General features: G+C 43.0%; 10 protein-coding genes. 3 read left to right on the top strand and 7 right to left on the bottom strand.

What is annotated here, in order from left to right:
* The first annotated feature begins 54 nt into the window (after positions 1 to 54).
* Genes MHN81_RS12630 through MHN81_RS12640 form a run of 3 tightly spaced genes read left to right on the top strand, consistent with a single transcriptional unit; the run spans position 55 to position 8,505 of the window.
* Positions 55 to 1,482, top strand: coding sequence for a hypothetical protein (locus tag MHN81_RS12630; protein WP_239425870.1), 1,428 nt, complete (start codon positions 55 to 57; stop codon positions 1,480 to 1,482).
* Positions 1,479 to 5,174 carry a hypothetical protein gene (locus MHN81_RS12635; protein WP_239425871.1) on the top strand — a complete coding sequence of 1,232 codons (3,696 nt, stop codon included), beginning with the start codon at positions 1,479 to 1,481 and terminating at the stop codon, positions 5,172 to 5,174. The genes MHN81_RS12630 and MHN81_RS12635 overlap by 4 nt, the downstream gene beginning before the upstream one ends.
* The gene (locus MHN81_RS12640; protein ID WP_239425872.1) at positions 5,152 to 8,505 is read left to right on the top strand and encodes an RNaseH domain-containing protein; all 3,354 of its coding nucleotides are present in this window, start codon (positions 5,152 to 5,154) and stop codon (positions 8,503 to 8,505) included. Before MHN81_RS12635 ends, MHN81_RS12640 begins: the two co-directional genes overlap by 23 nt.
* Before the next feature lie 132 nt (positions 8,506 to 8,637).
* On the opposite strand, the gene MHN81_RS12645 is transcribed toward MHN81_RS12640, so the two are convergent.
* From MHN81_RS12645 to MHN81_RS12675, 7 genes are all read right to left on the bottom strand, one after another.
* Positions 8,638 to 9,261 (bottom strand): GIY-YIG nuclease family protein, encoded by a 624-nt coding sequence (locus tag MHN81_RS12645; protein ID WP_239425873.1) that lies wholly within the window; start codon positions 9,259 to 9,261, stop codon positions 8,638 to 8,640.
* 448 nt (positions 9,262 to 9,709) lie between these two features.
* On the bottom strand, positions 9,710 to 11,128 hold the full coding sequence (locus tag MHN81_RS12650; RefSeq protein WP_239425874.1) for a hypothetical protein: 1,419 nt from the start codon (positions 11,126 to 11,128) through the stop codon (positions 9,710 to 9,712).
* The gene (locus MHN81_RS12655; protein ID WP_239425875.1) at positions 11,118 to 12,521 is read right to left on the bottom strand and encodes an SMEK domain-containing protein; all 1,404 of its coding nucleotides are present in this window, start codon (positions 12,519 to 12,521) and stop codon (positions 11,118 to 11,120) included. The genes MHN81_RS12650 and MHN81_RS12655 overlap by 11 nt, the downstream gene beginning before the upstream one ends.
* A 138-nt stretch (positions 12,522 to 12,659) precedes the next feature.
* Positions 12,660 to 13,106, bottom strand: coding sequence for a hypothetical protein (locus tag MHN81_RS12660; protein WP_239425876.1), 447 nt, complete (start codon positions 13,104 to 13,106; stop codon positions 12,660 to 12,662).
* A 3-nt stretch (positions 13,107 to 13,109) separates the two neighbouring features.
* On the bottom strand, positions 13,110 to 15,194 hold the full coding sequence (locus MHN81_RS12665) for a site-specific integrase (RefSeq protein WP_239425877.1): 2,085 nt from the start codon (positions 15,192 to 15,194) through the stop codon (positions 13,110 to 13,112).
* 1 nt (position 15,195) lies between these two features.
* Positions 15,196 to 17,466 carry a hypothetical protein gene (locus MHN81_RS12670; RefSeq protein ID WP_239425878.1) on the bottom strand — a complete coding sequence of 757 codons (2,271 nt, stop codon included), beginning with the start codon at positions 17,464 to 17,466 and terminating at the stop codon, positions 15,196 to 15,198.
* A complete protein-coding gene (locus tag MHN81_RS12675) occupies positions 17,453 to 18,073 on the bottom strand; it encodes a site-specific integrase (protein ID WP_343224732.1) in 621 nt (206 codons plus the stop codon). The genes MHN81_RS12670 and MHN81_RS12675 overlap by 14 nt, the downstream gene beginning before the upstream one ends.
* Positions 18,074 to 18,087 lie beyond the last annotated feature (14 nt).

An 18,087-nucleotide genomic window follows, 5' to 3' on the forward strand; every position in this document is an offset into this window, starting at 1 on the left:
TAGCATAGGGTTATGCGTGTGTTGCAGTCCATCTAACAAATAGGACTTCAACTCTTGTATACCGAAGAATTAAATCAATTACACCAGTGGTTTGACACGAAAGAGCAAAATGAGCTTCGAAATGTCTGCCGGTTTTTTGCCTCCCCACTAAAGCTCGAACCTAACGACCCACTATTACAGCAGTTAGAGTTAAAAACTGATATTAATTGGTCAATAGTTCTACATGAGCTTAGCCGATTTCCAGCCCCCCCCGAAATGCGCCACTCATTGATGCGTTATCTCACAGGAATTCTCGCTTTCATGCGGCGTGCCACTGAACCATGTGGAGATTGGTTACCTGAGCCAAGCAACGCCTATTTGATGATGCAGCGTCCCGCGGAGAATGCCTCGTGGCTTAATCTTTTTCTAAAAAAGCCGTTACCTGAAACACCGGAGAAATGGACTAATGCAGCTTCGTTGCCGTTAGGCGAGTGGATTCCATTTGAACTTTTGTCTGGCGATGAAAAAGGGCTGGCAGAGCTAATCCCCGTTTTTTCTCATGCTCTGTTAATTGACAACCAAGAACTTCAGCCAGATCTAGACTACCTATTACGTCTGCCTCTAATCCAGGAAATATCAAATCTTCGAGACCAGATCGAAGAAGAAATCTATCAGACCCTACAAGCTCAGTGTGATTCGCTTTGCAGCGAAGGCCTCACAACAGAACAAATTGAACACTATTACACCCAAGTTAGATTTTTCTTTAGCTCACAACCTGTATTTACTAGTTGGCAGCAAGCTGATAATGCTTTGAAAGCCTATTTATTAGATGGCGATGCAGCACTAATGGTCGTACCAGCAGAATACCGACGTCGTCTCCTGAACAAAGCTCTTGTGCAGGTACCTCATGATGGAAAAAAACTGCCTCTATGCCCCTCTACAGGTATCCCCCTATGGAAAGATTATCAACACCAGTGGCAAACAATAAGTCGCGATCCCCAGATCAGACAAAAAGTAACCGCGGAAATATTGTTGCCAATAATGGATGAGGCTTACATTAACTTGACTAATTATTATCAACTTCACCCACAAATAATTCGTGATTGGTACCTTCCTGGCCAACTGGAATTAAAAATAGCTGAGGTTGCTGAAAAAGCTGGCTGGATAGTTACTCTTTGGCCTAAACGGGATCAGGTTGATGTGCTTTGTAAGCACCCAGAATCGAGCCTGTCACTTGCTATTGATGGAAAAGATTGGCGTAACGCTTATTTACTTGGACGTAGTTTCAATGGTTTTAAATCATATAGTGACCCATCCCAATACTTGGGATTAGTAGTGGTACCTGATTATCAACTTGCTCAGCCAAAATACAAAGAACGCTTCAGAGGAGGGCAAATCCATCAAGGAGTTAAAACTCTAATGGTGGATTTGAAAACATTCAGCAAGTTAGTTGAGGAACCAGCGAAAATTAACACGGCACTGAAAGCTGAAGGTGTGGCATGAAAACAATAACCTTTATTCGTGATGCCCACCGCGACTTCTTACCGGATGATATTGGTAACGAGTTGAGTGCGAGCCAAATTCTACAGATCGAAGCCGCTTTGCAGTTTTGCTCACAATTTCTATCACATGAAAATGGTGATACTCGGCTAGTCCCCATATTAAGTGAAAATTTGCCGCGGCTAGTTGATTGGCGAGAGACGGGCGGAGCTTCTCGACTTCGCAGTTTATTACTGTTATTACCAAAAATGAGTAACCAGGCTTGGCGCAATAGCTTGTTAACTTATCAGAAATTACCAATTGAGCATCGCTGCTTTGATATCCTAGATGATGGTAAGCGTTTTTCTCTATTGGAAGTGGGGGATGATGCCCGAAAGGAGTTTCTAGCATCTATTTTTGACACAATCATTGATACTGACCCTGTTTTGGTGAACTACCTAGAAGAGGAACGTGACGGGCTCGAGAATAATAGCGTGCGAGTACGCTACTTTCGCTCAGGCAAACAGCTTGAACTGACTTACCGCATTCCAAAGGCACTGTATCGACGAGCTAGCGAAGTAAATTTACCAGAGCCCCGCCCGCGGAAAATGCCCCGTGAGCGTAGAGCAAACATTACTCTGACGAAATCGGAATTAGTTGCTCGAGGAGAACTTATTGATGCAATAGATAGAGAGGCAGGAAGAAAATCTCTTGAAATCGGTAAACGATGCGCCAATCTGGATTTGACAGGGGTAGGTAAAGCAGACGATCAGATATCACTTAAGCAACAGCCAGAACACATTGTGGGAAAACCCTCAGCAGGAAAATCAACATTAGTTCGCAGTATCGTACCTGAGTTAGCTGCCCGCGGGTACCGTATAGTAGTGTTAGTAAACAGTACAGCTCAAGCACAGATACAAGCAGAAGCCTTTTGTGCTCACGGAGTTAAAGCTACAGCTTGGTGTGGATGGCGTAACCGCGAGGAGCACGCAATGCGCCGCTACTTGAGTCAAGAAAAACGCATCCCTATTCGTGATGGTTTTCCAGATGCGGGTAATCTAGCTGGAGGATGCTTATTACGGGCATGTCAACAAGGTGATGAGGCAGAGTTATCACAGTTAGCAGCTTCACAAGAATTGCCACCGCCCGGCGCAAGCGATGGGATCTGTCAAGCTTTACACGATCCACGTAGACCTAATACCACCCCAAAAGCCTGTCCATTCCACACTATTTGTCCAAGCTATGCTCAAGAACGAGCAACCCTCGATGCTGATGTTGTGGTGATCACAGCACAAGCTCTGAATAGCATGCGACCTTCTCCTTTCTATTATCCTCAGTGCAGTACAATCATGGAGTGGATTACTGAATACATAGATGTCGTCATTGCTGACGAAGTCGATGGTATTCAGCAGATCCTAGATGATGCTCAGAGTTTAGAGCAGCAAATGTATGCTGGCGAGGCGTATGGCAATGTAATGGCCGAAATGACTAGCAAGCATAGTCGATTGAGGGCTGATGGCGGAGGTCACCAACAGCTCGAAGCATGCCTAAACGCTTCGACTACTCTAGAGCGCTATGTTAGATGGGGTGCAAATCTGATCGCAGACGCTAGTACACGAAATCTGGGAGCGTCTGTTTTCAAATATGGATATAATGAGCACACAATTCTCGCGGCTACGGCTTTAAATCTATACCGCAACAACAAAGCTCTTATGGGTAGCTGTTTGGGCCCAGCCTATCGCTCAATCAGTGACATCTTAGAGCTAACGACTGTAATTGAGCGAGAGTACGAAAGCCGCTTTAAAAACGATGTCGAATTCAGTTTTTATCAGCAAATCCCCCCTTGGCTTGAGAAAGAGCATGGAAGGTTCCCCACTCTGCACCTTGCCGCGGGCTGGTCTTTAGCTAGGTTAGCACATTATATTCAAAGCCATCTTCGCTCAGTAGAACGCCCAGAGTTAAACGCTCTTGAGTATTGTGCCAAATTGTGGAATGAAAGTTCAGAAACAGGTTCTCTCTGTGGCGGTCTTGAACTGTTTTTCCCCTGGATAGAGGCCGCTTTAACTGAAGGAGAAAAAAACGCTCGAGAACAGCAACGCCAGCAGTTAGCCAAAGATCTGCAAACTCTGTTGGTTATAGCGGTTATGACGCGTTTGGCTATACGTACATATGAACGGCTGAGCTACCCTGCTCAGCAATTGGTGGCAGAAGAGTTAGCGATGCCCGCGGCTATTGGTCAGGCCGCTCGACTTGAGCGACTCTACCGCGCCTCACTGCCTTCAACACTGATACAAGACTCTAGTCAGTTTGAGTACCGGCGGGAAGAGGGTAATCAGCACTCCATTATGTTCCGAAGATTGTTAGCCCCAGGCCGTAGCCTTTTATATCACTTACCGTATCTACGTGAAGCCGAGGGGGTATCCGGACCACACCTTTTAGTCTTATCAGGCACTAGTTATGGTGGTCGAAACATGCGTTACCCTGAAGGACATCCAAGTGCAAAGCAAGCTTATGAACCTTCGCTTGCATCTCCAGACTTCGATGTTGATATTCCAGTATCAGTGATCTTGGAACAACCAAAAACAGAAAGAGAGGCAATCACTGAGCGTTCAATTTTCGAACCACTGATGCTTGAGAACGAAAATGGCAAGGCTATACGTGTATCAGGCAGTGGCGCTTTTCGTGAAAAAAACGCAGTGCTTTTAGCTGCAGGTTTGCTTTCTCCAGCAGTAGGTGAAGCTAATTCTATGGTTGAGGGGCACTTTGCTGATGCTCAGCTACGGTGGGGAGATGAATTCAGTGGGCGACGTCGTGTGATGTTGGTAGCCAGTTCATACGACATGGTGAAAAAGTTAGTGCAAGAATTACCTGCACACCTTCCACCAAATCGTTGGACCTTAGTTGGTGTGCGCAAAGATGAATTTAAAATCCGAGACAAAGCTGGCTTATCAGATAACTGTTATTGGTTGAGCGCAGCCGACGTCGAGGCTTTTGGTGATTTCCCTGAAAATAGTGTATTGATTGCTCCGTTGTCAGTCATCAGTCGAGGCCACAATATTCTCTGTGAGAGTGTGGCCTTAGGTCGTAAGGTTGCAGCGATATCACATATCTATTTCCTAAATCGACCACATCCTCATCCAACTGATCAAAGTGCTTTGCGTGGTCTACACAATAGGAAGATAAACGCATTAAGTCTCTGTAGCTTTGAGCGACAAGCTAAGCCTGGTGAGAACACAGTCCAGTTAATGTCTCGATTGCGTAAAGAAGCGAAAATTCGTTATCAGAAGGCACTGCACCAACAGCTACCAATTACACAAATGGATGAAGAATCTCGATTACGAATTCTTTATCGTCCACTAGTGCAACTGTGGCAAACAATTTGCCGCGGGGTACGCGGCGGCGTACCTGTGTATGCTGGATTCACCGATGCGGCCTTTCACCCACAGAGCAGTACAGGGAGGAAAGATAATACAGCTAGCTCTCTACTTCTTGGTATTGATGAACTTCTTTCTCGCTTACTAGATGAAAAATGGAACCCTGATGCAGAGCTTGCAGAAAGGCTATTTGATACCCCGCGGGTAGCCTTTACCAAACTAAGAGGTGACTTAGTAAACCTTGCGGAGTCAATAAAGGACGATTGTATTGAAGAAAATAAATCGCCAGACATCGAATTACTCGATGACGGATATGAGGATGAAGATGAATATGTTGTGTAAACAAAACGAGGCTATCGAACGACTACAGCGCCCTAGCAATTTGAAACTAGATCTAAGCAAAAGAAGAGTTTCGCAGTTAAGACTTATGTCCTTTTTAGCTCCTCACAAGTCTATACAATTGGTGATTTATCGCCTTGGAGGTAAAGTTCTAGATCAGCTGTTACGACCTTTATTGGTTGAGGCCCGTTTATCGTCGGGCAGTGACAAGGAAGGTGATAAACGCTTTAAGTATCTTACTTATACATTGAGCAATGCATTGGCTTCACATGTTGATATGGCATGGCATAACACTACCCGTTATCTACCGACAGAAGATCGCTTTACAGATATAGAAGTCTTGGTTCTAGCCGAAAGCGATGCATCTTCGATACAGCAAAGATTGGTTGAAGCAGTGGTCAGCTGGCTCTCAGCAGATCTGTTACGAGATAGGTTAGGTGAACTGTTTAACGGTTACAGAGAGTGGCTAAGTGATGGTGTTGCACGAGAAGAAATAACCCTAACTCCACCCGCGGGTGGCGATCTGGTCGCTTACCCAGATGATCATCGCTATTTTCGAGCGATGGTTCTTACTACTGCTGAGAGATTAAGGCTATCCCCTGAAGTTGCAGCGTTATTGTCTCCGCGGGTGGCATTAGAGGAAGGGAGAGCTCCACTTCCAGCATTACGTGTCTCTTCGCAAGGAGTTGACCTTATTGGTGAACCAGAAATGAGGACCAGTGCCCGTTGGGTAAGTAATGTATTAAGAGTTCAACCTAAATCAGAAGTAGGGTACGGGCAATTATCAGTAAACTGCACTTTACATAGCCGGGTGTTTGGTGATCTAAAACCCCTGACTGCAAATGAAACCGCTCAGACCCGACAATTGATGCTGTATCGTCGTCAAAAAGATAAACTTATTATGCATCAATATCCATTTACGCTATCTGAGGATGGAGCTAATTTCGAGCAAGTTTATCCTAAACATGGTGAAGACTTAGCTGGTCGCAGTATCTGCCGACTATATCGAGCTGAAGCAGGCCCTGTTGCAGACCGAATTCCTTTGAAAGCTGGGCGATACCAAGACGTTCTAGCAATGCCCTTGTTAGCACAAGGACTAGGAGACAACGAAGTCGCTATTTATACAGGAGCAAGTGCGCCTGAAAGATATGATGTGTTTTCAGTTGTGATGCGAGCTCTAGCATCTGAAAACTATCATCCGTTACCAGAATTGTCTTTGTTATCGCAAATGATGCCAAGAAACTGCTCCAAGAACCTGCACGGGGTGAGTGTCTTTCGCCAGACTGCAATCACCGGCGATATCCAAGTATCACGAAGTCGGCGCAATTTGCTTACTGAATTTCTCCGCCAGAGGGGAGGTGCTATTAGTCTTCCTATAGTGTTAGTTGAAGGTCGAGCGCAAAATTTTGCTTGCTCAGGTAATGACTGGATGGTCGCTTTATCACGCTGGTCTGGTTTACAAACAGCTGAGCGATGGACAACTCCCCGACTTAACCGTGAATTCAAGTTGATGGAAAAAGGTCTAGCTAGTGTTGATCGATATGGAACCGGTAGTTGGACACTCTTCACTGGCCGTAGTGAAGATAACTCTCACTTACAGATACGAGCTGAGCTCCATTCACTACGAACTTTTGGCGATGATACATGCAAATTATTAATTAATGAAAGTGATTGGGACAGGCACTGGGTATGGACTATACATGCTGAAATCACTGATGAAATTGAGCACAGATCTACATTACCTCCCGTAATAGTTGATAGCACTGACAGTCTTAATTGTGTCTTAGACGAGCAATTAGCCTTCGAATCTCCAACTCCGGCAGCGCTCAAAATACGTCGTGAATTGTTGGCGAGTCAACTAGGAGTAAAAGTGGCCATTCCCGTATTTACCCTTCGTGAAGACTTGCGAACCGTCGTTTCTGAAGTATTGCGAGAGATCTTAGGTGAACCGAAACAAATTATATCAGATGCTCGTGGTGTAACATGGGAGTATGTCGAACTAAAAATTTGGTTAGGTTATTGGCCACAGGGTTCTGGAGATGTAGGGATTGGGCTAAGCTCACTCTTACCAAAAGTGTCAGGCTCTAAATGGCGCGAAGACCTAACAATGCATGGTCAGCAGCGCCAGCGTAGTTGGTTAAGACAGTTAGAGCCTTTAATGCAAGTAATGGATGGTTGGCAGGTTTTACCATTGATTGGACTACCTTGGGGTACACAGAATAGTTATACACGGGACCCAAAACCGTGGTTAAGAGATTTGTTCAACCGCTTAGGTTGGATGGCCAAGTTCATGCTTCAAACCAGGGAGGCTCCAGCAAGCGACAAACGCATGAAAGAAGAGCGGCAAAAGATCAGAGCTTCATTATTAGCCCAGCTAACCAACCATGGGGTTGCACCTCTAGATATCTCAGGCTTACTCCGTAACCAAACAGCAATAAGCAGCCTAGCAGGCCTCACTGTAATGAAGCACATGGGAGAGGTTATCCCTGTTGTATGGCGAGTCTCAGAAAAAAATATAACACAATTTGGTTTGAGGAATTCAGACGGTGGTGTTTGTTGGTTAAGCACTGTTGAGGCTGCCGAGAAATTAGCCTCTAGAGGTCGTTCATCTCCATTATCTTTGTCACGAGAGCGCAAGGTTCAACAAGAGCAGGCCTCTGTATTCTGGGAACAACTAGTTAATGAATTAGATCAAACCTCAACGCTGTTGTTAGTTAATGGCGAAGCAGTCCGCATGAGTTTTACACACTTCTTGAATCGCAGTTTTTCTTTTGATCGAACTAAAACCAAAAAGCTAATAGTAGTTAGGACCGATGCGGCGGACTTGCCCCAGTATTTCGCAAACGAGGAAGAGAAGTCCAAAGTATTAGTTAGTGGTTTCAGTGGTTTTTACAGCCACAAAGGGGAGCCACGGCGAAGTCTGTTACTAGCAGGTAAAGGAGCTAGTTCAATTCCATATAAGCGAAGTCAATTAGAAAATCGTTTCCTAGAATTAAGTAAACAACCGGTGCAATGGCCTGAACTCGAACCACTTCCTTTACTAGACTCAACGAATAAAGAAATAGAGCGAAAGACTGGTGCAGGCCAAGGCGCACAAATGCGCAAGCTGGTAGAATGTGTAATAACAGACTTACCCGATTCGATGAAGGACAACACTGAATTACAACAATACATTCATGGTTTAGTAAAGTCACTTCAAAACGCTCATATTGAATATCCTGAATGCACAAACCTCCCATATCCACTGCATGAACTTAGTGACTTTGCGGCAGATATGATAAAAATCACTCCTGTTCATGGAATAACCGCGCAGTTTCAGAAACAAAGGCCTTAGGAAAATTTTCTCAATATGGGAATGCAGATTATGAGTGTACGAGTACATATCGTCATCTGCATTTCCATGGAACAATAACGATCTTCAACTACAAACTGTTTATGCTAGGCATTCAAAGAATTCCCATGACAATCAATTTTCATTTTCCTGAAACACCCCAATTTTAAACAAGTAATTTATTCCCTTACTGCTTATTGACCACATACTTGCTTCATCACCTCGATTTCTTCGTTCCGATACCAGGGATTTTTCTTTCAACCTGTACAAAAGATTTGTGATATATAATTCGTTGTCTTTGAACCAGGATTTATCAAGACTATAAGAATCTGTGCCGTAACGATATTTTATTGCCAGTTCAACTAGGATATCTTGTTCTTCATTCGTTAGAAGCTCAACACGCCCTAATTCTCTTTCCGCTTCACTAGAAACAGATACCTCTTCCACTGGCACATTCATAAGATTCTTGTGACAAAGAAACCCCGTTACGACATCACTAACTTTTTGAATTGCTTCTATTAGACTTAATGAGAAAAACTCTCGTGAGTCATTGACTCTAACATCACGTAATACGTCATGAACCTTGGCTTCACACTGTTGCGCATGACTAACGGCAAAACAGGCTAAGAGCTCAAATGGAATAGGTACTCCGGTAGTATTTAGCTGCTCCATCCTTTGTTCAACAGATCCTGCGGTATACCCGATCTTAACTATCCCCGGCATGGCTTTGTTTTGTAATATGTAGACAAATCCTTTCATTGGTATCCCTTAAAAACTTAGTAACTCTTTCAAAAGACGATTTTTCCAACTATCCATCTGCTCCTCGGAAAACACGTTGTCGGTACTTCGCGGGTGAGCCACCTCTGCACTGGCGGTACAGTACTTGTTAAAGAATGTTTTGTCCGGCCAATGGAGGGACTTCCTAACCGTTTCACCCAGTATTTTCTCCAATGCATCTGAGTGCTTAATCCCGGGGCCGATGCCGAAAACCTTCGTCGATAAGGAATCACGATCCGATGTATCTATAACCTTGGTGAAAATTATTACCAATTTTGTGATTATCCGCTAAATTCCTTCTGTAACGAGGGTTTTAGCGGCGTTTATCACTTGTCATACTTTAAGTCATAATACATAAGTAACTATGATTAAAATGCGCCCAATTAAGTCATATTTTTAGGCGACATAACCACCCCGTTCATTGGTGAGTCTACATATAAAAGCTGTAGCTGACTTGGGGCTTTTCGTGTTCATTAACGTATTTCATGATTTCCCCTACTTTTTTAGCGCACTCAATTGTAATCGGTGTTCGCCCATCTAATTGGGTGTTATTCCAATTCATTTTAGTAAGACCCAACACCTCTTCACATAGATCTTCAATAGATGAATCATTTTCGCTCGCTATTATTCTTAGTGGGCTTGGTATATACATCCCTGGATACGTTTTGTAGAAATCCACGAACCCTCGTGTGTACAAAAGCCCTTCGTTTTCACTTATAGTGAGAAGCGTTCCCCGTTTAGGGGGATAGTTGGTTTCACCAAACAACCTTAAATCAGTCTCAGTTATTGAAACATAGTCCTTCGTCCTGATTGATTTTTCTTCAATTGCACGATTAAAACCTGCGATCTCACTAGCTCTGAATTGACTAGATTTATGTATTACGACACGAGCGGGCATCTGCATAAGGGCTTTGTCATATTCTGAAAGCGCATTATTTAAAAGTTCATATGCCTGCTCTTCCGTCATAAAAGGTCTTTTGTCTTCTTTGTCCAACGCTACAGGAGTCCCCCTAAGAATTACGCCGTGGCCAAACTCATCGAACACCTGCGCGAGACTAGTTGAAATGGTCTCTCCGTCACGACTCTTATAAAAGCCGATACCAACATAACAAGAGCGAGGCTTATAACGCTCTTCTACTAACCTCCAAGGTACCGTCCTGTTCCCCTTATAGTAAAGAGCTGTGCAAAAATTCCATGCTTTGGTGGCATCATCTTGTTGGTCTCGGGCTACTTTATCGTCATCAATTGTATTTTCTAAAACCAGTTGAAGCGGCACCCCAAGATGCATAGATTTGGCTTTCAATAACCGCCTAAAATTATGCTCCATGTAACTGTCTAGTTGGTCATTATCTTCAGAGTTTTTTTCAGTTAATTTAGTAACTTGTTCAAAGAGATCTTTGGGAATCACGCAAATTATTACGTCTACAGCCCTATTCTCGGTCAAAAACCTGATCTGGTCATAGTACAGCTCAACGGCTTCATTTACTCTATCCTCCCGGATCTTGGTGTTACTGATTTTGTTAAGAAGAGATTTTTGTAAAGTCCTGGTATAGGCTGTTGAAGAAAGTAACTTTGTATGAAAACCATATGATTCCGTAATACCACCAAACCCCTTGAAAAGGTTTGCCAGCTTTGACTCTTTGGGCAAAATTCCTGTGCGACACTTTTCCAACCATATATCAAGCTTGTCTATACCATCGCCTCTGCCTACGATACCTAATCGAAGCTCTGTTTTCCTAAATTCATCTTTTTGGTCATATACCCCAAGTCGTTCAATACCACTTCGAGGACAAATGTGAGTTCCTTTACCAAACTCAAGCAAAGGTTCAGATAACACTTTAACTTTCATCACTATCTTCCATTACATCGTCAGCATCAAAGTCAGGGTATTCACACTCCAGCTGTACAAGCGGTGATATTGAAAAATTAGAACCTACATTCGCCAGCTCATTGCCTAAGAAGTAAACAATGAAGCGAGTTAGGTTTCTTACCGTTCCAGATGTATCTAGCCTTTTTTGCTTAGCCAGAAATTTATCATGTGAGTATGATTTTTTGTGCAAGTTGTAAGTAAACAACCAGTTAGGAACAATTAAGCAATACCAATCATCTCCAATATTATAGAAGGACATGCCGAAGCTTAAGTGTTTAAAATAGAGTACCTTGCTAGGATCTTTTGTTTGCATTTTTTTCTCAAAAACAGTCCTTGTTGCCTTTTTCTTTCCAACCCAATCAATTTTCCTCGTTTCATCTTCTTCTTTTTTAGGTAGAAAATAAAAATTGTTCTCAATATTGTGGTAATTTATCGACATTTCCCTCAAGTCATCTTTTAGGCTGTTTTTCATCAGCTCCTTGAATACATTTGTATATTCAACAAACTCTGACTGAGTAAGGTCTCGTGTGTCTAATGGCTCAATAGTGCCCGGATCAACCAGGCTTTTTAAACGCGCATCATATTCCGGGTTTATGAAGCTGAATATTTTTCCCTCATGGAAGACCCAGCCATCGAATACAGAGCCATTCAAAACCATCGCCAATTTGATTAATGTCTTTTTATTGTGCCTGCGCTTTTTAAATCCGAGTCCAGCTTTTGCTCTGGCCAATACATCCTTAAAGTCTACAATTACTTCAGCAACAAACACTTCATCAGGAAACGTGATATGAGCCAAGTTCGTAGTTAGCAATTTCTGAACCGGTTGATCGACATTGGTGAATTGTATATATCCGTCAATGTCACCGAGAATTAGCTTAAACTCATGCAACATACGTTTTTGGGCCGGTAAACGCATTGACGTTATTTTTGCGAGGACATCAGACAAATCTACAATATGTGATTTGGCAGAAAAGTTAATTTTTCCACCGGTTACCTTGTCTATTGCATCCTGTGAATATGATTTCTGTTTCTGCGACAAAACCAGAATAATCAACTCATCAAAGTTGCTCTCAAACCCATGTTCTAAAAACACCTTTATGGACTTTTTTACTTTCTCAATATTAGTTGTTGAAGTTACTTGAATCGCGATACGATCATGTTCATCACCAAGGTCAATACCAGGATAATTCTTCTGTTTTGCATTCAAATTAACTAACCGGGGCAGCTGGAAAACCTCTTTGAGAATAGGTATAAGCGCATCTTCCAATGTCAAATTCACGTCTAGCCGGCCTTGTTTTGTGGCCAAGTCAACCTGAGTAATAATTCTGCTGACTACCTCTCTTAATTCATTTTCAATGGATATAGCTTCCAAAGTTAAAATTCCTGCTTGTTATTTTTGTCCAACTGCTGCCTTGAATCTCGAAACAGCATCTTTATCAATACATTAATGGGGACGTTTGAAAATTATACAATGTGCAAGTAAGCACTATGTAGTTCGTATGCAAATAAATTATTTAATCCTAACAACTTTGGGTTTGGAATCCTGTAGCAAACGAGCTTTGTCGTCGATATCCAGGAGGTTAAACATCGCCATCTGCTGCATGGTTTGTTCAGCGTATAGCCTATCTAGCTTTTCTTTGGCCTCTTCAAGCGCAGAACGGTACTTCTCTTTCAGGGCCTTCTCTTTGGCTTTCTCTTCTCGTAGTCTTTCTAAGTCCGTTTTAGCCGAGCGCTTCCTGATATCACGCTTAGCAATAGCAACCTTTTGCTCTTCAATCGCATCCATCACTTCAGGATAGCGATAAGCGGAACCAAGGCTTAAGCCAGCCTCTTCCTGAACTGACTTTACGTTAATCTTGTATTTACCTGAGAGGCGCTCAGGCTTCTGATCAAGCAAGCGCTGCAAAGCATCCAATAATTTTTTCCTGGTTACTTCAGGATTTCGAGTTTTGGTCATAAGTTACACCGTTGAAGAAATTAGTCCGCAGTTTTCATTAACCTGTAATTGGTATCGTTCAAAATCTAGGCCCATGTCTGCCATGATCTTTTCTGCGGCCTGTATACGGACCGTATGGAAAGCGATAATATCCGGTGACAAGGAATTCTGAGTCTGCAAAGTTTCCAAGATCGTAACGCTTTCCGATCTGGCAGCCTGTGCATAGGCCGAGCTTTCGACAATTGACCAGTCACAATCCGAACATTCGGATAGCTCGATACCAATCCTCATACTGCACATACGATTGATACAGTACATACCTGGCGCCAAAGCGTGAATATGCTTTCTGCCCGACTTAATTTCTTTCTCGAAATATTCGGGTGATATGTCTCTTCCTGAAAGACTTTCTGAAAACATGTTTTTCCCTTGACCGCCCCCCAACTTGATACCGTTCATAGCCTTTTGCGTAAGGGCGGAATATAGCCGACCTTGTTGCCTGGCTTTTTCTTTTTCCAAGTCATGATGCATCTTACTGAAAGAGCTGGCATTTCGAGCATAATACATGGTCATGGCTATTGAGTAATGGCTAAATTGTTGTTTCAGCTGGGGGTAATCCGCCAGCTGCATACCAACCAGGTAGTATGCCAAAGACCGCCTGAGCTGATGTGGTGTAAGGTGCCATTTATCACCGATGTTGAATGTCTTTTCAGGATCGCTGCGGCGGAGCATTTCAATGTCGTCTGAATTCAATTCAACAGAAAAGCTTTGCACCTGATTGGAAAATAACTGGCTCAGGGAGCTAAGAACATTTCCTGCTCTGTGGACACTTCGAGGCTTTCTGAAGTGAGTGAAAGCGTTCAACAGCCAGACTTTACTTCCTTGATTCTCAAGCCAAGTACGAACCGGCCGATTAAGTGCGTTCAGAAGGTCATACGCAAGGTGGCCATGGCGCGTCGTTACATAAACATCATTTTGTCCTTGATAACCTAATGTGATTTTCTGCTGCTTAGTATGAAAAAGACGGATAGGCAGACCATCTAGTTCAATCGTCTGCGCGCCATACTCTGGGGTGATTTGTAGTAATTCATTACTTCTCATACCACTCAGGCAAAGAACCAGATATCTACATTTACTATCAAGCTTTCTACAAAAATCCTTCACTTCATGATGAGAGCCAAACCGCACATTCCCAATTACTTTGGCAGGGAACGGTTCATAGAAATCAGTTCTAAGTGTTGGATTGCTTTTCTCCCATATGTCATCCCATAGGTCGTTTTTTCCATAGTCGACTAATGGAACCTTATGCCTTTTTAGCTCAGAAATGAATTCAAAATACTTTTTATCAGCATTATTAAATAGTTGGCCAACACCACATTGTCCGTGGCGTAGCTTCTGGATCATCCTTCTGGCCTGAGACATTTCGTATTTTAAAGCTGCTAGAACAGCTTCCTCTAACTGCCCTTTATATTTGTGCCAGTACTGTATTTCTTCGGTGAAAGCGTTTAATGCTGCCAGGTAAATTCTCAAAGGTATTACCGGGTGCTGTTCTTTCTCTGGCTGTTTTACATTGAGCTTTCGTAGCGTTAAGCGCTCAGACAAATTAACATTGAAAGGTAAAAAATCGGCTAAATCGTTGAGGCTGTTAATCACGCCAATATCAAGTTCTCGGGGAATAAAAGCACCTGTTTTAATGAGGCTCTTCAACGTTTTAATCGTCAGGCCTTCAAACGAGGATGTACCAGATTCGTGTAATGAATAAGCAAGTTTTTTCAAACAATCAATCTTGGAGCGTACCGAATTGATGCGATAGGCATCACGTGAGTGGTATATATAAGCAAGTGCAACTGCTTTAAGTTCCTGGATAAGTCGAATGGGTACCGCACAATCTGGAAATCTAAAATTCACCAACGTTAGTTCCGTCCCGACCTTATGGGGCTCAAAGTCCCAAACATCATCGTCAAATAACGAAATAGACGTGCCGTCTAGTTCGAAGGATACGGCTTCCAGTCCTAAGTCTTTCCATAGTCCATGTTGCGCTAAATAACGCAATCGTTCCACAGATGCGTCAATCGTATTGGTGCTTGTTAATTGCTTACTTCCAAAAATCATCCTAAATTCCTTTTACGCCAAGAGAAGATAGTTCCAGATTATCCCAGAGCATATGTCGACCTTCAGTATCAAGCCTAAACTGAGCCTGTTGAACGATATCAGGAGAAACGCTGCTAGAAATGACCTTTTTATACAGCGCAACAGTCTTACCCAGGTTTCGTGAAAACCGTTCCGGATAGTAAAGCCAACTCTCTTCCATGCATTCTAAAAAGGATAACAGCCGATATAGCGGCTCGACATCATTAACGAGCTTTGCGTGCTGGCATTTGATACAGCTTTCATAATCGAAGCATGTTTGGCTGCCAGCAGATTTACTCTTTTCAATCTGCTGCTTCTGCTGAAAACACGCAACCCCAACACCATTCACGTTTGCATCGCTGCCTATCAACTCATCAAACTTGATAACTGGAACACCAAATTCAGAGACTAACTCAGCTTTCGATTGCTCCAGGGAAGCTCCTGCGCTCATCTTTTCAATTACAGCCAGCCCTTGGGATATAATCAGTTGGTTGTCGTAGCGGTTACCTTCACTGTAATGCTTGAGCACTGTGCGGTATTGATTGTTTAATATCTGTGAAACGTGTAATTCAGTTCTATTGGCCTTTCGCCTTGCAAGCTTTGCAGCGGTTTCTCTAAACCGGCTGGACGCCAAATTTACAAAAAACTGCCCGACATGAATCCCATAGTCGCCTAATTGCCCCAAATTAGGCGCTAAACCTTCCCACTGGCTGGCCTCTTTTTCACTGCCCAAAGGCAATAGATAATGTATCTTTGATACGTTTTTACGCTGCCGAGTTACTGCATACGCAGCCAAACGTTCTAAGAAGTTTTCGTATTTAATATCAATACTGAAGCTACCTTGAGTTCCATTTTCGTAGTAAAAATCAACTCTTAAGATTCCGTCCTCTAAGTTCTTTTTTAACGGCAGAATTATGTGCTTTAAATTCACGCCTTCTGAGCTATTTTTCGGGTGAGCAACAATGATGGCATGCAATATAGCAAAGCTAAGTGTCGTCACTCGTCTGTTGCAAAATCGACGTATAACTCTTTTGTTTTTTACAACCGTTCTTTTTACCAGCTTCACCTCATCGAACTCGATATACCCTTTTGAACTTGTCTCTATAAAGTGAGCATGGATACCCATAAGATATGGGATGGATTTGAATACTCCGTCTGACATTAACAGAAGGCGGCCGGATAGCTGGGTATTAATAAGCAATGTCGAATTTAAAGCTCGCTGCTCACCATCTCTATCTAACCAATAAAGCAATTTTTCATTTGTCCCAGTGGCATATTTAAGGGATAGAGCCAATAGTGTTTCGATGAACTGTAAAGACTTCTTATGCACCTCCCCACCAACGAGAGAAAGCACTTCCTTGTTTGCTCTTCGTTTGAATGCGGTCAGTCTGTAATACTCAACATTTTTATCCTCTATCCAGGTAATAGGGTGGCACAAGTCGAACAACTGGCTTGTATTAAATGCGGTAAAGTAGCTTAGGAGGTAATACCCGCATGCCATAGCCTGGTTAAATGCGGTATCGACATTCATCATCGCGTGCTTGGCTCGCCCCTTTTTATTCTGGGCCTTTACTGGGACATCAAAAAACGCCTGTTTTATTTCAACCGATATCACCCCGGGAGGCGATTCACTTAACAGTGGAATAGCCAATTGAAAAAAGTAAGAAGATAATCGGTTCAGGATTATTGGCAGTTCCCGCTCTGAATAGGCTTCATAGGACTTAGGCTTTCCAGAGCGAAACCGTCGCAGTTGTTTCCCCCACTGAAAAACATTTTCACCACACCATGTTAAGGCTTGCTCAGTTGCAGAAAATATATAACCTGCCGATCGCTCCTTTAATCCCGTATCTTGCCCTTCTGACATCTGCCATATAGGAGCGGAAGAGTTGCCAAGTAAAACAAGTTCCCACAGATGGCGGTGATATTGTCTCCAAGTAGTTTCAGAGAAAGGGTATAAGCTATTTTGGTCGCACCATACCAGGTATTGTTTGAACTTTAGAAAACTGTTGTACAGTGTAGCATGGGCCGTTTGGCGATTTAGTTCCTGCCTAAAAGCATAGGCATATCTGGTGACTTGCTGTTGTCTATCCTGTTTTTTCTTTGTCGGATCACATAAATAATGCGCCAGTCCTTGGAGATCAACTGATGTGACGAAATTGTCGATTAGTAATTCATAGCTCCAGGTAGGAAAGGTTGTAACCGCACTATCTTCTGGTCGCCTTAAGCGTGAACCGCTTAAACTACTTTTCGCCATCGGATCCACCGAACAACTGGAAAATGTCACTCATGTGATCCGCATGCTCCAGCATCAAGGCATTGGATTCGATGAACTCGACATACTTAAAAGTTGAAGTAAAGCTGTTATGGCCCATCAGTTCTTGAAGTATTGAAGCAGCTGCCCGCAAGCTACCTTTTTCCTCCCAAAGCTTATGTAGGGTATAGGTTGCATAAGTTGATCTCAAGTCATGAATGGCATAGTTAAAATCTCTGTACCGCCCAGAAATCACCTTTCGTATGTCTGAAAATGACTTCTCTATTGTATTGGAATTAAACGCTTTACCCTGGCGGCTAATAAATAGCTTTCGCTCGTCATTTTTGCCCTTTGCGGTATATTTTTGTCGGGAGGGCGACCATAAGTATTGATAGAGTTTAAACATCAGCGATGCTGGGAATTCGACATGACGCTGTTTACTGAACTTTGTTTTCACCCCATTTTTAGGCCCTATAGACACTGGAATTGCATATGAACTATCCGGATTAAAAATGACCGACTCAGGTATGGTGAGAACCTCTTGCAACCTCATTCCTGTGGCCAATGCGACCTCAAAGATTAGCGCCTTATCTTCTGGGATTTCTTTTATGTGCTCTAAAAATG

The organism is Pseudoalteromonas sp. Of7M-16 (assembly GCF_022347805.1).
GTDB lineage: Bacteria > Pseudomonadota > Gammaproteobacteria > Enterobacterales > Alteromonadaceae > Pseudoalteromonas > Pseudoalteromonas luteoviolacea_F.